Source organism: Klebsiella sp. Shm-1, from assembly GCF_040804525.1.
GTDB lineage: Bacteria > Pseudomonadota > Gammaproteobacteria > Enterobacterales > Enterobacteriaceae > Klebsiella > Klebsiella pneumoniae.
Genome location: NZ_CP161823.1, coordinates 748,849 through 764,534 on the forward strand (window position 1 = coordinate 748,849; position 15,686 = coordinate 764,534).

The 15,686-nt window shown below is 55.7% G+C and carries 16 protein-coding genes; 7 read left to right on the plus strand and 9 right to left on the minus strand.

Annotated features, from left to right (window positions below; translation table 11 throughout):
- The first annotated feature begins 10 nt into the window (after positions 1–10).
- Positions 11–991 carry a type IV pilus twitching motility protein PilT gene (locus AB1E37_RS03715; RefSeq protein ID WP_023282988.1) on the plus strand — a complete coding sequence of 327 codons (981 nt, stop codon included), beginning with the start codon at positions 11–13 and terminating at the stop codon, positions 989–991.
- Positions 992–1,339: 348 nt separating this feature from the next.
- Positions 1,340–1,993 (plus strand): LuxR family transcriptional regulator, encoded by a 654-nt coding sequence (locus AB1E37_RS03720; protein ID WP_002916607.1) that lies wholly within the window; start codon positions 1,340–1,342, stop codon positions 1,991–1,993.
- Between the two features lie 52 nt (positions 1,994–2,045).
- On the opposite strand, the gene ruvX is transcribed toward AB1E37_RS03720, so the two are convergent.
- From ruvX to metK, 8 genes are all read right to left on the minus strand, one after another.
- A complete protein-coding gene (gene ruvX / locus AB1E37_RS03725; RefSeq protein WP_002916605.1) occupies positions 2,046–2,462 on the minus strand; it encodes a Holliday junction resolvase RuvX in 417 nt (138 codons plus the stop codon).
- Complete coding sequence (locus AB1E37_RS03730; protein WP_002916603.1) at positions 2,462–3,025, minus strand: YqgE/AlgH family protein; 564 nt, start codon at positions 3,023–3,025, stop codon at positions 2,462–2,464. The genes ruvX and AB1E37_RS03730 overlap by 1 nt, the downstream gene beginning before the upstream one ends.
- Before the next feature lie 174 nt (positions 3,026–3,199).
- Positions 3,200–4,150 carry a glutathione synthase gene (gene gshB / locus AB1E37_RS03735; RefSeq protein WP_002916600.1) on the minus strand — a complete coding sequence of 317 codons (951 nt, stop codon included), beginning with the start codon at positions 4,148–4,150 and terminating at the stop codon, positions 3,200–3,202.
- A gap of 20 nt (positions 4,151–4,170) precedes the next feature.
- Positions 4,171–4,902 (minus strand): 16S rRNA (uracil(1498)-N(3))-methyltransferase, encoded by a 732-nt coding sequence (gene rsmE, locus AB1E37_RS03740; RefSeq protein WP_002916597.1) that lies wholly within the window; start codon positions 4,900–4,902, stop codon positions 4,171–4,173.
- A gap of 91 nt (positions 4,903–4,993) precedes the next feature.
- On the minus strand, positions 4,994–5,701 hold the full coding sequence (gene endA / locus AB1E37_RS03745) for a deoxyribonuclease I (protein ID WP_002916589.1): 708 nt from the start codon (positions 5,699–5,701) through the stop codon (positions 4,994–4,996).
- A gap of 94 nt (positions 5,702–5,795) precedes the next feature.
- The gene (locus AB1E37_RS03750; RefSeq protein WP_002916588.1) at positions 5,796–6,296 is read right to left on the minus strand and encodes a SprT family zinc-dependent metalloprotease; all 501 of its coding nucleotides are present in this window, start codon (positions 6,294–6,296) and stop codon (positions 5,796–5,798) included.
- Between the two features lie 77 nt (positions 6,297–6,373).
- Positions 6,374–7,768, minus strand: a complete 1,395-nt coding sequence (locus AB1E37_RS03755; protein WP_367777018.1) for a sugar porter family MFS transporter — start codon at positions 7,766–7,768, stop codon at positions 6,374–6,376.
- A 384-nt stretch (positions 7,769–8,152) separates the two neighbouring features.
- The gene (gene metK / locus AB1E37_RS03760) at positions 8,153–9,307 is read right to left on the minus strand and encodes a methionine adenosyltransferase (RefSeq protein WP_004149807.1); all 1,155 of its coding nucleotides are present in this window, start codon (positions 9,305–9,307) and stop codon (positions 8,153–8,155) included.
- A 701-nt stretch (positions 9,308–10,008) separates the two neighbouring features.
- On the opposite strand from metK, the gene yqgB reads away from it, so the two are divergent.
- The 3 genes from yqgB to speB all read left to right on the plus strand — a co-directional run bounded on the left by yqgB (position 10,009) and on the right by speB (position 13,279).
- Positions 10,009–10,140: an acid stress response protein YqgB gene (gene yqgB / locus AB1E37_RS03765; protein WP_002916578.1), complete on the plus strand. Its 132-nt coding sequence runs from the start codon at positions 10,009–10,011 to the stop codon at positions 10,138–10,140.
- Positions 10,141–10,148: 8 nt separating this feature from the next.
- Positions 10,149–12,125 carry a biosynthetic arginine decarboxylase gene (gene speA / locus AB1E37_RS03770; RefSeq protein ID WP_004149805.1) on the plus strand — a complete coding sequence of 659 codons (1,977 nt, stop codon included), beginning with the start codon at positions 10,149–10,151 and terminating at the stop codon, positions 12,123–12,125.
- A 233-nt stretch (positions 12,126–12,358) separates the two neighbouring features.
- Complete coding sequence (gene speB / locus AB1E37_RS03775; RefSeq protein ID WP_002916572.1) at positions 12,359–13,279, plus strand: agmatinase; 921 nt, start codon at positions 12,359–12,361, stop codon at positions 13,277–13,279.
- 127 nt (positions 13,280–13,406) lie between these two features.
- On the opposite strand, the gene AB1E37_RS03780 is transcribed toward speB, so the two are convergent.
- Positions 13,407–14,627: an MFS transporter gene (locus tag AB1E37_RS03780; RefSeq protein ID WP_032448113.1), complete on the minus strand. Its 1,221-nt coding sequence runs from the start codon at positions 14,625–14,627 to the stop codon at positions 13,407–13,409.
- 427 nt (positions 14,628–15,054) lie between these two features.
- On the opposite strand from AB1E37_RS03780, the gene AB1E37_RS03785 reads away from it, so the two are divergent.
- Positions 15,055–15,378 (plus strand): non-heme iron oxygenase ferredoxin subunit, encoded by a 324-nt coding sequence (locus AB1E37_RS03785; protein ID WP_004151769.1) that lies wholly within the window; start codon positions 15,055–15,057, stop codon positions 15,376–15,378.
- Positions 15,375–15,683, plus strand: a complete 309-nt coding sequence (locus AB1E37_RS03790) for a recombinase-like helix-turn-helix domain-containing protein (protein ID WP_004144765.1) — start codon at positions 15,375–15,377, stop codon at positions 15,681–15,683. Before AB1E37_RS03785 ends, AB1E37_RS03790 begins: the two co-directional genes overlap by 4 nt.
- Positions 15,684–15,686: the final 3 nt, after the last annotated feature.

Below are 15,686 nucleotides of genomic sequence, written 5' to 3' on the forward strand. Positions count from 1 at the left end.
AGGATGAGTTATGAAGCTGGAAGAAATCGTAGCCCTTAGTGTAAAGCATAATGTCTCCGATCTACACCTGTGCAATTCCGCCGCACCGCGCTGGCGGCGGCAGGGCAGGCTGGAGCCCGCGCCCTTTCCCGCGCCGGATATTGCGAATTTACTCAATGACTGGCTCGATGCCGCACAGTTACTGCACTGGCAGGAACACGGCCAGATTGACTTTGCGCTGAACCTGGCCTGCGGTGCGCGGCTGCGCGCCAGCGCCTTCGCCCATACGCGTGGGATATCGCTGGTGCTGCGCCTCCTTCCTGAACAGTGCCCGCGTCTGGACACGCTCGGCGCCCCGCCTGCGCTGAGCGAACTGCTGGCGGAAGAGAGTGGTTTGCTGTTGGTCACCGGAGCGACGGGCAGCGGCAAGTCGACCACCCTGGCGGCAATGGTGGGGCACCTCAATCAGCATCTTGATGGCCATATTCTGACGCTTGAAGATCCGGTGGAATTTATTCATCACAGCGAGCGCTGTCTGATCCAGCAGCGGGAAGTTGGCCGTCACTGTCCTTCGTTCGCCGCGGCGCTCCGCGTGGCGCTGCGCCAGGATCCGGATGTGATCCTGCTCGGGGAGCTACGCGACAGCGAAACCATTCGCCTGGCGTTAACCGCGGCGGAGACCGGGCACCTGGTAATGGCGACATTACATACCCGCGGCGCGGCGCCGGCGGTGGAGAGATTGATCGATGTCTTTCCGGCGGAGGAGAAAGATCAGGTTCGTAGCCAGCTTGCCGGAAGCCTGTGCGCGGTGCTGGCGCAAAAATTGTTACCTGCACGTCAGGGCGGGAGAGTTGCGCTATACGAGCTTCTGGTCAACACGCCAGCGGTGGCGAATTTGATCCGTGAAGGAAAAGTACATCAATTGCCTGGTGTGATGCAGACCGGGATGCAGGCCGGAATGTTGACCTTTACCCAGAGTTTTCAGCAACGTGTCGCTGCAGGCGCGCTATAAGATGAGAAAGAGATTGATATGACAGGTTAAATGATATGTTAGATGAATGTTTATTTGTTGTTTATTAATATTATTTGGTAATACAAATAACTTTTGATTATAAATTCAAATAACACATTCAGATTAGATATGTCGACAGTGAATACGCATTTCCAGGAAAAAAGTTTGATTATCTTTTGACAGCTTTGAGTCATTCGATTTATGCTGTTTGTGGGAATAGGATGATTCTCATGGAATAACGTTTCAGTTTGTAAATTACCTTGGTGATTTATAAATTCACGACTGTTTGTATCTTTTTTTATTCATTTAACCACCATGGCGGTGGGTAACAGCTAAGGAGAGTTTTAAGTGATTAATTTAAATGGAAATTCATCATCTTCTCGTCAGGTAACCTTTATTACCCACCCGTCGATTCAAAGCAAAGCCTTTGCCAGCTATCTGAGCGAAACCCTGATGGCACCGGTGGTTTTACAAAATATTAATAAACCGCTGGCGCAGCGTTTGGCAAAAGATTCTGTAATATTATTTGATATTGCAGTGTCAAATAAGAAATTAAACGGGGTGTGGCGGGATATTATTCGCCTGCAGGCAGATAATCCTCGTTTGTTGATTATTAATAGCGCACAAAAGTATGAGCTATACGAAATGGCGCAGTGGCCGGCTTTATATGGCGTGTTCCGTCATGACGATGATGAATCGCGCTTAATTGAGGGCGTTAAGGCCGTGCTGAACGGCGAGCAGACGGCTGAATTGAGCGTGATGCACCCGGCGATGTACGCTGCGGACCATGCATCGACTCCAGTAGAGAACTCGCCGCTGACCGAGCGGGAATGCGAGATCCTCAACGAACTGCGCTGCGGCGCAACGAACCTGGATATCGCCCGCGCGCTGTTTATCAGCGAGAACACGGTGCGGACGCACCTGTACAATGTGTTTCGTAAACTGAGCGTGAAAAATCGCACCCAGGCGGTGAGCTGGGCTAACGAACATCTGCGCCACTAAGCGGGTAAACGTGCGCCGTCAGCGGTCCGCCGGCGGCGCAGGAGGGCAGAGTTTAAAAGCTCTGCTCGAAGTAGCTTTCCAGTATGACTACGGCAGAGGCTGAATCGACGCTGCCTTTATTCAGCGCCCGGTAGCCGCCGTGTTCAAACAGGCCCGCGCGGGCCTCAACCGTACTCAGCCGTTCATCGTGGAGAAGGATCGCGACGCCAAAGCGGCCATGAATTTTATTGGCGAAATTACGCGCGCGCGCCGTCAGCGGTTGCTCGGTGCCGTCCATATTGAGCGGCAGGCCGACGATTACCGCCTCAGGCTGCCACTCTTTAAGCAGTTTTTCGATGACGTTCCAGTCCGGTTTACCGTCCTGCGCCTTCAGCGCCGGTAATGGTCGTGCGGTCGCGGTGATGCGTTGTCCCACCGCCACGCCGATGCTTTTGGTGCCAAAGTCAAAGCCGAGAAAGGTTCCGCTCATCACGCATGCCCCGCGACGCCTGGCATCGTCACAATGTCGATACCAATCAGTTTAGCCGCCTCGCGCCAGCGATCGGCGATCGGCGTACGGAAAAGAATATTCTGATCCGCCGGGGCGGTGAGCCAGGCATTATCTAAAATCTCCTGCTCCAGCTGCCCTTTCTCCCACGAAGAGTAGCCCAACGCAACCAGCACGTTGCCCGGCTGCCGATCGGTACCTAAGGTTTCAAGAACATCCCGCGAGGTGGTAATCACCGTGTTATCCGAGATGCGAATGCTCGAGGAAAAGTCAGAGGGCGGGGTATGCAAAATGAAGCCGCGGTCTTCCGCCAGCGGGCCTCCCAGCATCACCGGTTTATCCAGACGGATCTCTGGATTGCGCGGCTCCGGGACAATTTTGAGCTTCTCAAGGATCCCTTCCACCTGCAGATTTTCCAGCGGCTTATTGATAATAATGCCCATGGCACCCTCGTCGTTGTACTCGCAGATATAGACTACGGAGCGGCGGAAAATGGGGTCCTGAAGCGCGGGCATGGCAATCAGAAAGTGATGCTGTAAATTCATTGTCAGAGGTTCGTTCCTGGTTCAAAAAAGCAACACCCAGTATGCGGGCAAAGTAGAATGGTGTCGATGCACTTTATCTGGCTGGCGCCCGAGTGGCGTCAGGCTGGCAACGTTTCACGAGCGCGGTAATCCGCGCTCGCTGCGCCAAAAGCGGACGTTGGTCCGCCGTCGTGCTTATTTATCGATACGTCTTTCGATAGCGTCCATCAGCATACCGGTGATCGAAATATCCGGGAAGGCGGCTTCGATTTCGCGTACGCAGGTGGGGCTGGTGACGTTAATTTCCGTCAGACGGTCGCCGATGATATCCAGGCCGACGAAGATAAGGCCTTTGGCCTTCAGCGTCGGGCCGACGCGGCGGGCGATTTCCCAGTCGCTTTCGGTCAACGGGCGGGCTTCGCCGCGGCCGCCGGCGGCCAGATTGCCGCGGGTCTCGCCACCCTGCGGAATTCGCGCCAGGCAGTAAGGCACGGGCTCTCCATCCACTACCAACACGCGCTTGTCGCCATCTTTAATGGCCGGCAGATAGTTCTGCGCCATGCAGTAGCGGCTGCCCAGTTCGGTCAGCGTCTCGGCAATCACCCCAAGGTTTGGATCGCCGGCTTTAACACGGAAAATAGAGGCGCCGCCCATGCCGTCGAGCGGTTTCATGATGATATCGCCGTGCTTTTCCCAGAAGGCTTTCAGCTGGGCTTTATTGCGGGTGACCAACGTTTCCGGAGTCAGTTCAGAGAACCAGGCGGTGAACAGCTTCTCGTTACAGTCGCGCAGACTCTGCGGCTTGTTGACGATAAGCGTGCCTTTCTCTTCCGCTCGCTCCAGGATGTAGGTGGCATAAATAAATTCGGTATCAAACGGCGGATCCTTACGCATCAGGATGACGTCAAGGTCCGCAAGCGGCAGATCCTGCTCGCCGGTGAAGTCATACCATTTATCGTAGTTCTGTTCGACGCTCAGCGTGCGCGTCCGGGCGCGGGCTTCGCCGTTGATCAAATAGAGGTCGTTCATCTCCATATAATGGAGTTCATAGCCGCGACGCTGCGCCTCCAGCAACATAGCGAAGCTGGTGTCTTTCTTGATGTTGATGGTTGCGATGGGATCCATCACGATGCCGAGCTTGATCATGGTTCTTCTCCGTTAACGCCTCAACCTAAGTCGCCAAAACGCACCTGTAGGGCGGTGATGGCGGTGAGCGCAGTAGTCTCTGTACGCAGAACGCGCGGTCCCAACAGGATATCAGTAAACTGGTATTGCGCGGTCATCGCTATCTCTTCAGCCGACAGCCCGCCTTCCGGGCCAATCAGCAGACGGACGCGTTCAACCGGCAGCGGCAGCGTGTTAATGCTGGCGCTGGCGCGCGGGTGCAGGTTGAGCTTCAGCCCGCTGTCCTGCTCGGCGCACCACGCCTCCAGCTGCATCGCCGGACGTATTTCCGGTACCACGTTACGACCGCTCTGTTCGCAGGCGGCAATAGCGATTTTCTGCCACTGCTGGATCTTTTTCTGCAAACGTTCGGCATCCAGTTTAACGCCGCAGCGCTCGGAAAACAGTGGCGTTATGAGGCTTACCCCGAGTTCGATCGATTTCTGGATGGTGAATTCCATTTTTTCGCCGCGGGACATCACCTGGCCTAAATGGATATGCAGCGGCGATTCCCGATCGTCGGGTTCGCCACTGAGCACCTCAACCGTAACGTTTTTCTTACCGGCCTCGGTGATGACCGCGTCAAACACCTGGTTACTGCCGTCAAAAAGCTGTAGGTGCTGACCGGCGGTCATGCGCAGGACGCGGCCGACGTGGTTGGCCGCGTCATCGCTCAGCGCGATCTGGCTGCCGACAATGAGGCGTTCTGGATGATGGATGCGAGGAATGCGCATGCTTGATATTCCGTTCGTTGCGCAGATGCCAGCTTCCCGCCATCGGGCGGGAAGCACAGGGCTGCAAATTAACAATTGCCGCTAGTGTAGGTTAGCTCTTTTGCGCCTGGCAAGCCTGCTGGACATACGGATTATGGTTGCCCTGCACTTTCGCGATGCGCTCATCACGTTCACATTCCCAGGCGGTGACCGGGTACTGTTTATTCCAGGCGGTAAACAGCTGAGTTTGCTGGCGGGAAAGATTCAGCTGATAGCGGTCGCGCATATAGAAGTAGGTGCGGGCGATAGCGCCGCGAGCGCGGGCAGGGGGCTCGGCGATTTTATCTTTAAAATCGACCTTCATGGTGCACTGGCCGTACTGGCCTTCACCGCCGTTCCACTGGCTGTACATGAAGTTGCCGCGATCGCCATTCACTTCTCCCACCGCCGGCTGCAGGTTGTGCATGTCGCTTTCCATCTTGCGGTATTCCGGATCTTTGGCGCAGTTTTTACGTCCACCCTCCTGCCAGCACTGACGCTGATGGCCGAACTGCCATGCCGGCACTACGTGCTCCCATTCAACCCGGCTGGCGCGGTTCTCATTTTTACGCACTTTATAGCCGCAGGATTCCAAATCGATAACGCCTTTTTTCCCCTGCCAGTCGATTTTACAGCCGCAATAAAAATCGCCCGGAACGTCGGCATTCACTTTGACGCCAGCGGCTTTGGCCTGGGAAAAACTATTAATACCAGCGGCCGCAAGCGGACCACTGACTGCCGCGCTCAATACCGCTACGGCTAAAACATGCATACGGGACATCGTTAACTCCGTGTCAAAACGAGCCCGCAACGTAGCGAATGAGGGTGCCGGATGCAATCAGTCAGATCAGAAAGTTTCTAATTAATTCCGATGGTTATTTTTCAGCCACCAGCAGATCGCCGCAGCGAACGCAGCGGTAGGTGGCCTCGCCGCGAACCACCCGGTTATGGCGACGGACGGTGAGCTGGTGCTGCTGACAGCGACAGCGATAGGGGAAGGTGTTCTGGCGGACCGAAGCGAGTTCAAAGCGGTGGGTGCGACGCGCGGGAACGCCAAGGACGCTCTCCATCATCCATTTCCACTCTTTCCCGTGCGGCGCGACGCGGCCGAAATGCTGCCAGACCAGCAGGTGCGCCAGCTCATGCGGCACCACTTCATCGATAAACTCCCGCTGATTTTCCAGCAGTAGCACCGGGTTTAAACGAATTTCGTTTTTCTCCAGCCAGGCGGTGCCGGCGGAAGTACCACGCTGCTGGTAGACCAGCGTCGGTTCCGCATAGCGGCGTTCCAGCTTGCGATTCGCATTGGCGAGATGCTCCCGCAGGCTGCGCATGACGGCCTGCTGAATAGCGATGGGAATACGGGGCGTTTTCATAGCGCCAGAGGATAGTGCGGCGGAGGGGGGAGAGCAAGAGGAAGCTTCCTCCCGGGATGGGAGGAAGCTCAGGAAGGTTAATCGCGGGCACCGATCTCGCGCAGTGGACGACCCTGCATCAGGTTACGTTCAATATGTTCCAGCGAGACGTTTTTGGTTTCCGGGATCAGCCACAGCGTCAGCAGGATAAACAGCACGTTCAGACCGCCGTACACCCAGAAGGTATTGGCGCTGCCCAGCGAGTTGAGCATGGTCAGGAAGGTGGCGCCGACAATGATGTTGGCAATCCAGTTGGTCGCTGTGGAGCAGGTGATACCGAAGTCGCGGCCTTTCAGCGGCTGGATTTCGGAGCACAGTACCCAAATCAGTGGGCCGGCGCTCATGGCGAAACCGACGATGAACATCAGCAGCATTAGGACGGCGATGTACTGGGCGGTAGAGGAGTGAATGCCGATGTGCATCATCGTACCCAGGACGCCCATACCCGCGGCCATCACGATAAAGCCAAGGATCAGCGTCGGTTTACGGCCCCAGCGGTCGACCAGACCGATGGCGATAAAGGTGGCCAGCACGTTAGTCAGACCGACGATCACTGTCCCCCACATTTGCTCAGTGGTGTTGGCATAACCCGCCAGCTCAAAGATCTTCGGCGCGTAGTACATGATGACGTTCATCCCGGTGAACTGTTGCATCACCTGCAGCAGGATGCCGAGGAACACCGCGCGGCGGAAGTTGCTGTTGTCTTTAAACAGCGACCAGCCGGACTGTTTTACCTTCAGGCTTTCACGGATTTCATCGAGCTCGCGTTTCGCTTCGGCGCTGGTATCGCGCAGGCGCAGCAGCACGCGTTCCGCATCGACAAAGCGACGTTTGGCGGCGAACCAGCGCGGGCTGTCCGGCAGGAAGATAACGCCGATCAGCAGCAATACCGCCGGAATGATGATAACCCCGAGCATCCAGCGCCATGCGCCGCTGTAGCTGAAAGCGGTGTCAGAGAGATAGGCGCCAAGGATCCCGATGGTGATCATCAGCTGGTACATGGAAATCATACTGCCGCGAATTTTTTCTGGCGCGATTTCCGACAGATACAGCGGAGCCGTATATGAGGCGACGCCCACCGCCAGGCCGAGCAGCACACGGGAAACCAGCAGGATCTCGACGTTTGGCGCGGCGGCAGAGAACAGCGAACCGGCGACGAAGAGGATTGCGCCGATCATCAGGCTCTTTTTCCGGCCCAGTTTGAAAGAGAGCCAGCCGCTGCCGACCGCGCCGACGGCAGCCCCGAACATCATGGAGCTGACCACCCACTCTTGGGTGTGGGCGGAAATCTGGAACTCATTGGCAATAAAGGGTAAGGCACCCGCAATAACACCGATATCAAGGCCGAACAGCAGGCCAGCCAGCGCGGCGAGGAAACAGACGAAGAACGTCATAGTCTTGTTCGAACGCCCTTGTTTTTTGTTGTCAGGCATAACGCCCTCCAGTTGAGTTATTGATTCTGTCGATGGTTAGGGTAGGACACTCGTCGGTAAAAAAACGTGACTATAATCACGGCTGTGTAATCGTTTCCACAAAGGTAAAGAAACGTAATTCATTAAATGCTTTTTAAATCAGCAACATAAACAAGGATAGACGACATTTTGAAAAACGGTAATCAGAGTTGACCGAAACAATATGTAACATTGTGAAAAATGGGTACAGGAGATAGCGTCTTTGGGCAGAAGGTGACAGTCTTTACTATGTAATCGCTTTCATTTTGTGGCGGCCGCGCGTTGAAATGGGGGCGCAGAAAAGGGGGGGAGGTGTAAATAAAAAGGCCAGCGCGAGGCTGGCCTTGAAGAGAGGAAGCGCGGAGATTATTTCAGACCGGCCGCTTCCCGCAGCAGCGCCGCTTTGTCGGTTTTTTCCCATGGGAAATGTTCGCGACCAAAGTGACCGTAGGCTGCGGTTTCTTTGTAGATCGGGTGCAGCAGATCCAGCATCTGAATCAGGCCGTATGGACGCAGGTCGAAGAACTCGCGCACCAGCAGGGTCAGCTGTTCAGAAGGCACTTTCTCGGTGCCAAAGGTTTCCACCATGATGGACGTCGGTTCTGCAACGCCGATAGCGTAGGAAACCTGAATTTCGCAACGATCGGCCAGGCCTGCGGCAACGATGTTCTTCGCCACATAGCGCGCCGCGTAGGCTGCGGAACGGTCAACTTTAGACGGATCTTTACCGGAGAACGCGCCGCCGCCGTGGCGAGCCATGCCGCCGTAGGTATCAACGATGATCTTACGACCGGTCAGACCGCAGTCGCCCATCGGGCCGCCAATAACGAAACGGCCGGTCGGGTTGATGAAGAATTTGGTGGACGCGTTGAGCCATTCGGTCGGCAGAATCGGCTTGATGATCTCTTCCATCACTGCTTCCTGCAGGGATTTCTGATCGATATCTTCCGCGTGTTGAGTCGACAGAACGACCGCGTCGATGCCGACGATTTTGCCGTCGTCATACTGGAAGGTCACTTGGCTTTTCGCATCCGGGCGCAGCCACGGCAGGGTGCCGTTTTTACGCACTTCAGCCTGACGCTGCACCAGACGGTGAGCGTAAGTCACCGGCGCCGGCATCAGCACGTCGGTTTCGTTAGTGGCGTAGCCAAACATCAGCCCCTGGTCGCCGGCGCCCTGTTCCAGCGGATCGGCACGGTCAACGCCCTGGTTAATGTCCGGAGACTGTTTACCAATGGCGCTCAGTACGGCGCACGAGTTGGCGTCAAAGCCCATATCGGAATGCACGTAGCCAATTTCGCGGACGGTGTTGCGGGTGATCTCTTCGATATCAACCCATGCGCTGGTGGTGATTTCGCCGCCTACCAGCACCATGCCGGTTTTGACATAGGTTTCACATGCGACACGCGCTTTCGGATCCTGCTCGAGGATCGCATCCAGCACGGCATCGGAGATTTGGTCAGCAATTTTGTCAGGATGCCCTTCTGATACGGACTCAGACGTAAAAAGGTGTTTTGCCATATTTTATTTCACCTGTGGACGATTCGGATAGCTCATACTGTTGTGTAATGTGGCTTTGGTGGATAATCAGCGCAAAGCCGCGCAGGTAGCGACACGAGCAGTCTGAGTGTTAATCAGTATAGACGGATTAACTTCTGGACGGCCATTTTAGGTCAAATCTTGAGCCCATTTCCAGCCTTTTTTGATGGCGGTCGCATTTATGGGAAAACCCGCCTGGCAAAATTTCCTGACAACCGCGCAAACAGGCACATTTTTATTTTGCTTTTTACCCCGCTTCTCGGTATAAAACGCCGCGCGCGGCTCATTAAAAAAGCGCACGGGGCATGGCCCTGTGGTGCCACTTCCAGCCGGGTTAAGCAGTCTGTATTTACAGAATCTCGCAGCGGCGTAGCGCCTGTTGCCCGGTATGTATAGCTTTGGCTTGTCGCCGACCCTGTCGCAGGGCGGTGTGGAGGTGATACCAGATAATGAACCAATGTTTTTCGTTTGATTCGTCGCGTCGTTCTGTCGCGCGTCAGCACTCCGCAACCTGCATCTCTCTCATGCAAACCAGCCGATGTTCACCCCATCTCGGCGCTTCTCAGGATTCCAGGGCCGGTCGGCCGTCAGAAAACTGAACAAGGGCGCTCTTGCCTGGCAAGAGTTTTCTCGTGGTTTCTCCGGACTGTCATACTCTGTTCGGCTACGTGTTTTACGATGATATGAATAAGAAACCGGTCGCGCAGTCGCAAAACCAGCAGATAGTGCTGGGCTTTAGGACTGTTCATGGGTTGTTATCGCATCTTTGGACTGCGATAGTAGTTAACTGTCTTACACTTATTATTAAAAATTGAGGTTCGCTATGTCTGACGACATGTCTATGGTTTCGCCTTCGTCAGCAGGCGAACACGGTGTACTACGTTCCATGCAGGAGGTAGCGATGAGCTCCCAGGAAGCCAGCAAGATGCTGCGTACTTATAATATTGCCTGGTGGGGCAATAACTATTATGACGTCAACGAACTGGGCCACATCAGCGTTTGCCCGGATCCGGACGTCCCGGAAGCGCGCGTTGACCTCGCGGAATTAGTCAAAGCCCGCGAGGCGCAAGGGCAGCGCTTGCCGGCGCTGTTCTGCTTCCCGCAGATCCTGCAGCACCGCCTGCGCTCGATCAACGCCGCCTTCAAACGCGCGCGTGAATCGTATGGCTATAACGGCGATTACTTCCTCGTCTACCCGATCAAGGTTAACCAGCACCGTCGCGTGATTGAATCGCTGATCCATTCCGGCGAGCCGCTGGGCCTGGAAGCCGGTTCGAAAGCGGAACTGATGGCCGTGCTGGCGCACGCCGGGATGACCCGCAGCGTCATCGTCTGTAATGGTTATAAAGACCGCGAATATATCCGTCTGGCGCTGGTGGGCGAGAAGATGGGCCACAAGGTCTATCTGGTCATTGAGAAGATGTCCGAGATCGCTATCGTACTGGAAGAGGCCGAGCGCCTGAACGTGGTGCCGCGCCTCGGCGTACGTGCGCGTCTGGCCTCGCAGGGCTCCGGTAAATGGCAGTCCTCCGGCGGCGAGAAGTCCAAGTTCGGCCTCGCAGCGACCCAGGTGCTGCAACTGGTCGAAATTCTGCGCGAGGCAGGCCATCTTGAGAGCCTGCAACTGCTGCACTTCCACCTCGGTTCGCAGATGGCTAACATTCGCGATATCGCCACCGGCGTGCGTGAATCGGCGCGTTTCTACGTCGAACTACATAAGCTGGGTGTCAATATTCAGTGCTTCGACGTCGGCGGCGGCCTGGGCGTGGACTATGAAGGCACCCGCTCGCAGTCCGATTGCTCGGTGAACTACGGTCTGAACGAATACGCCAACAATATCATCTGGGCGATCGGCGATGCCTGCGAAGAGAATGGCCTGCCGCACCCGACGGTGATCACCGAGTCCGGCCGCGCGGTGACCGCGCACCATACCGTGCTGGTTTCCAACATCATCGGCGTTGAGCGTAACGAATACACCGAGGCGACCCCGCCGGCGGAAGACGCTGCGCGTCCGCTGCAGAGCATGTGGGAAACCTGGCTGGAGATGCACGAGACCGGCAACCGCCGCTCGCTGCGCGAATGGCTGCACGACAGCCAGATGGACCTGCACGATATCCACATCGGCTACTCCTCAGGCACCTTCAACCTGCAGGAGCGCGCGTGGGCGGAACAGCTGTATCTGAACATGTGCCATGAGGTGCAGAAGCAGCTCGACCCGAGCAACCGCGCCCATCGTCCCATCATCGATGAGCTGCAGGAGCGAATGGCGGATAAAATCTACGTCAACTTCTCGTTGTTCCAGTCGATGCCGGATGCCTGGGGGATCGATCAGCTGTTCCCGGTGATGCCGCTGGAAGGGCTGAACAAGTCGCCGGAGCGCCGCGCGGTGCTGCTGGACATCACCTGCGATTCCGATGGCGCCATCGATCACTACGTGGACGGCGACGGGATCGCCACCACCATGCCGATGCCGGAATACGACCCGGAGAACCCGCCGATGCTGGGCTTCTTCATGGTTGGCGCCTATCAGGAGATCCTCGGCAACATGCATAACCTGTTCGGCGATACCGAGGCGGTGGACGTGTTCGTCTTCCCTGACGGCAGCGTTGAGGTTGAGCTGTCCGACGAGGGCGATACCGTGGCGGATATGCTGCAGTATGTGCAGCTGGATCCGAACACGCTGCTGACCCAGTTCCGCGATCAGGTGAAAAATACCGGTCTGGACGACGCGCTGCAGCAGCAGTTCCTCGAGGAGTTCGAGGCGGGACTGTACGGCTATACTTATCTGGAAGACGAGTAGCCGCTGATGCCCGGTGGCGCTGCGCTGACCGGGCCTGCGTATGTCGGCCGGATAAGGCGAAGCCGTCATCCGGCAGCATGCGATACTCACTTGAACCCGTATGCATTACCGGCGATAATTCACGCCAATAAGCGATTTATCTATCAAACCCTTCCTCGTCGGGCCTAACGACGCGGAGGGGTTTTTTTATACTTATTTTTTACGTTCCACGACTGTCAAAAGAGGTCATATCCATGAGCACTTTAGGTCATCAATACGATAACTCCCTGGTATCCAATGCCTTTGGCTTTCTGCGTTTGCCAATGAACTTTATGCCGTATGAAAGCGATGCGGACTGGGTCATCACCGGCGTGCCGTTCGATATGGCGACCTCCGGGCGCGCGGGCGGCCGTCATGGCCCGGCGGCGATCCGTCAGGTTTCCACTAACCTTGCCTGGGAGCACAACCGTTTCCCGTGGAACTTCGATATGCGCGAGCGCCTGAACGTGGTGGACTGCGGGGATCTGGTGTACGCCTTCGGCGACGCGCGCGAAATGAGCGAGAAGCTGCAGGCTCACGCCGAGAAGCTGCTGGCGGCCGGCAAACGTATGCTCTCCTTTGGCGGCGACCACTTCGTTACCCTGCCGCTGCTGCGCGCCCATGCCAAGCACTTTGGTAAAATGGCGCTGGTGCACTTCGATGCTCACACCGATACCTACGCCAACGGCTGCGAGTTCGACCACGGCACCATGTTCTATACCGCGCCGAACGAAGGGCTTATCGATCCGAACCACTCCGTACAGATCGGGATCCGCACCGAGTTCGACAAAGACAATGGCTTTACGGTGCTCGACGCCGGCCAGGTTAACGACCGCAGCGTTGATGACGTGATTGCCCAGGTGAAGCAGATCGTCGGCGACATGCCGGTGTACCTGACCTTTGATATCGACTGTCTGGATCCGGCGTTTGCGCCAGGCACCGGTACCCCGGTTATCGGTGGGCTGACCTCCGACCGCGCGATCAAGCTGGTGCGCGGCCTGAAGGACCTGAACATCGTCGGGATGGACGTGGTGGAAGTCGCCCCGGCCTACGATCAGTCCGAAATTACCGCTCTGGCGGCGGCGACCCTGGCGCTGGAGATGCTGTACATCCAGGCGGCGAAAAAGGGCGAATAAATCTGTTCCCGTCATACTTCAAGTTGCATAGGCGTGGGCAATAAATCGGCCCATCCCTGGGCCTCGTCCTTACGGGGCCAGCGCAAGCGCTGTTCAAAACGACTAGCCGTTTTGTCCTGCAACTTATTTAGGGTATAGACGCGTTTACTGCTGCTGCGCGACGCATACGCAGCAGCAGTGCGCCGCCGGCGCACAGCGTGATCAGCTGCGATGCCACCAGAACGGAAATACCTGAACTGACCGATCCCACCGATTTCATCACCACTCCCATCAGCAGCGGAATAAACGCCGCGCAAATATTGCCAATGCCGTTAATGATCCCATAGGCGCTGCCCACCGCTTCGCGCGGGGCGTGATGCTGAACCACCGCGGGGATCGCTGCCCCCTGTAATCCCCAGAAAACGTTCGCCGCCAGCATAAACAGCGCCAGCATCGCCGGCTGCTGGCTGAGCATCAGCGCCAGCACAGAACCGGCGGTGAGTAGGCCGCCGATAATAAACAGCAGCGGCGCCTGCTCCGGGCGCATTTTGTCGAGGAGCACGCCGCCAAGAAACTTTGAGCCGAGGCTTAACAGAAAGGGGACAGCCGCCAGCAGGCCGGTAGCCTGTAGCGAGAAGTGGTGCTCGTCGCGCAGCCAGGCGGGCAACCAGGCGCTACTCCCCCACAGATAGCTGAGCGTGGCGATTTCTACCAGCAGGATCCAGCCTAGCAGCGGCGTACGCCAGGCGAGGGCGAAAGTCTGCCTGAAACCCGGCTTCGCGCGCTGTGAGGTTACTTGTGGCGCGGGGAGAAACCGCCAGATTAATCCGCCGCCGAGCAGCAGGTTAAGCAGCGCCAGCGCATAGAAGGAGCCGATCCAGCCAACGTGCGCCATCAGCCAGGTGACCAGCGGGAAGCCTACCGCCAGCCCCAACGATACGCCAAGGGCGGTCAGCGCATTCGGCTTGCCTATTTCATCAGCGGCGAAGTTGTCGTTGATAAAGCGCGTTTTCAGAGAGAACAGCGGCCCCTCCGCCACGCCAAGAACGATGCGCGCGATCAACATTCCCAGCAGTGAGCCGAGTAGCGGGGAAATGGCGCACACCAGCGCCCATATAGCAATGCTGCTTAAGAGTCCCTGACGATAATGCCATCTACTTTCTATAACTGGGGTTAATAATAATGCCGAAAAACCATAACCCAGAAGAAAGCATGTCATTAGCATACCTTGTAACATTCTGTTTTCATTTAACTGAAAATGGGCAGCGAATTCCGGGTTAAGGATCATCACCGAGATATTAACCCGATCGACGTAGGAAATAATTATTAACAAAAGTAATGCTATTACCCCTTGCCATCTTGCCGCCATTCGTTGTCTCCACGCTTAATTTAATGATTGCCAGTTATTATTTTTTAACGCCAGAAATAGTTACATGAGTAAAATGGTTCACCTATGAAACTCATTGTTTTTGAATGATTAAATAAATAGCTGTTTCATGGGTGAAACACCATGGTTTCCGCTGTTGCCCATTTTTAATGATCGATTTGAAAAGAAGTCAATAGTCGTATGTGAAATTTAAATCGGCATTTTTATTTATAATGGATCACCGCTTTAAATATCATCATTTCATCTGAATGCAGTTTTTCGTGATCAATTGCACACTTAGCTAATTTAAAAGCCACTCATTAACAAATTCGTCACATTAATGCTTGACGAAACATTCACCGCTTTTATATTGACCGTATTAAATAAGAAACAGAGTTTCATATATGAAACAAAAGCCTGGAGGATTGCGATGAGCTGGATAGGCGTATGTGACGCGGAGCAAGTACAGGAAGATTTCCCATATAGCGGCAATATCGATGGTAAGGAAATCGGTATTTATCTGATTGATGGCGAATATTACGCGCTGGAAGACGTTTGCCCTCATGCCTATGCGCTCCTGAGCCAGGGCTTTGTCGAAGATGGCAAGGTGGAATGCCCGCTGCATGAGGCGGTATTCGACGTCAAAACCGGCCAGTGCCTGCATGGACCCGGCGGTCGCAACCTTAATCGTTACCCGGTGCGGGTATACGACAATCAGATCCAGATTACCTTTATCGAGGAGAACGTGGCATGAGCGAATCCCTGGACTTCAACCCGGCGCTACCGGAAAGCCGCCAGTTTACGCCACCGGCGGAAGGCGGAAACGGCAATATCCATAAGCCTGGCGACTATCACAATCTGATTTGGCAAACCCGCAGCCGGGTACCGGAAAACTGGGAACTGCAGCTTATCGCCACCCTGGAAACGTTGTTCGAGCAGGGAGCGGAAAGTCTCGGTGAACTGGTGAACGGCCTCAATGGCGTCAGGATGCATGACCAACAGGGCGAACCGTGGAGCGAAAGCAGCTTCCAGGCATTTTTACAGGTTAACGGCTACTGAGGA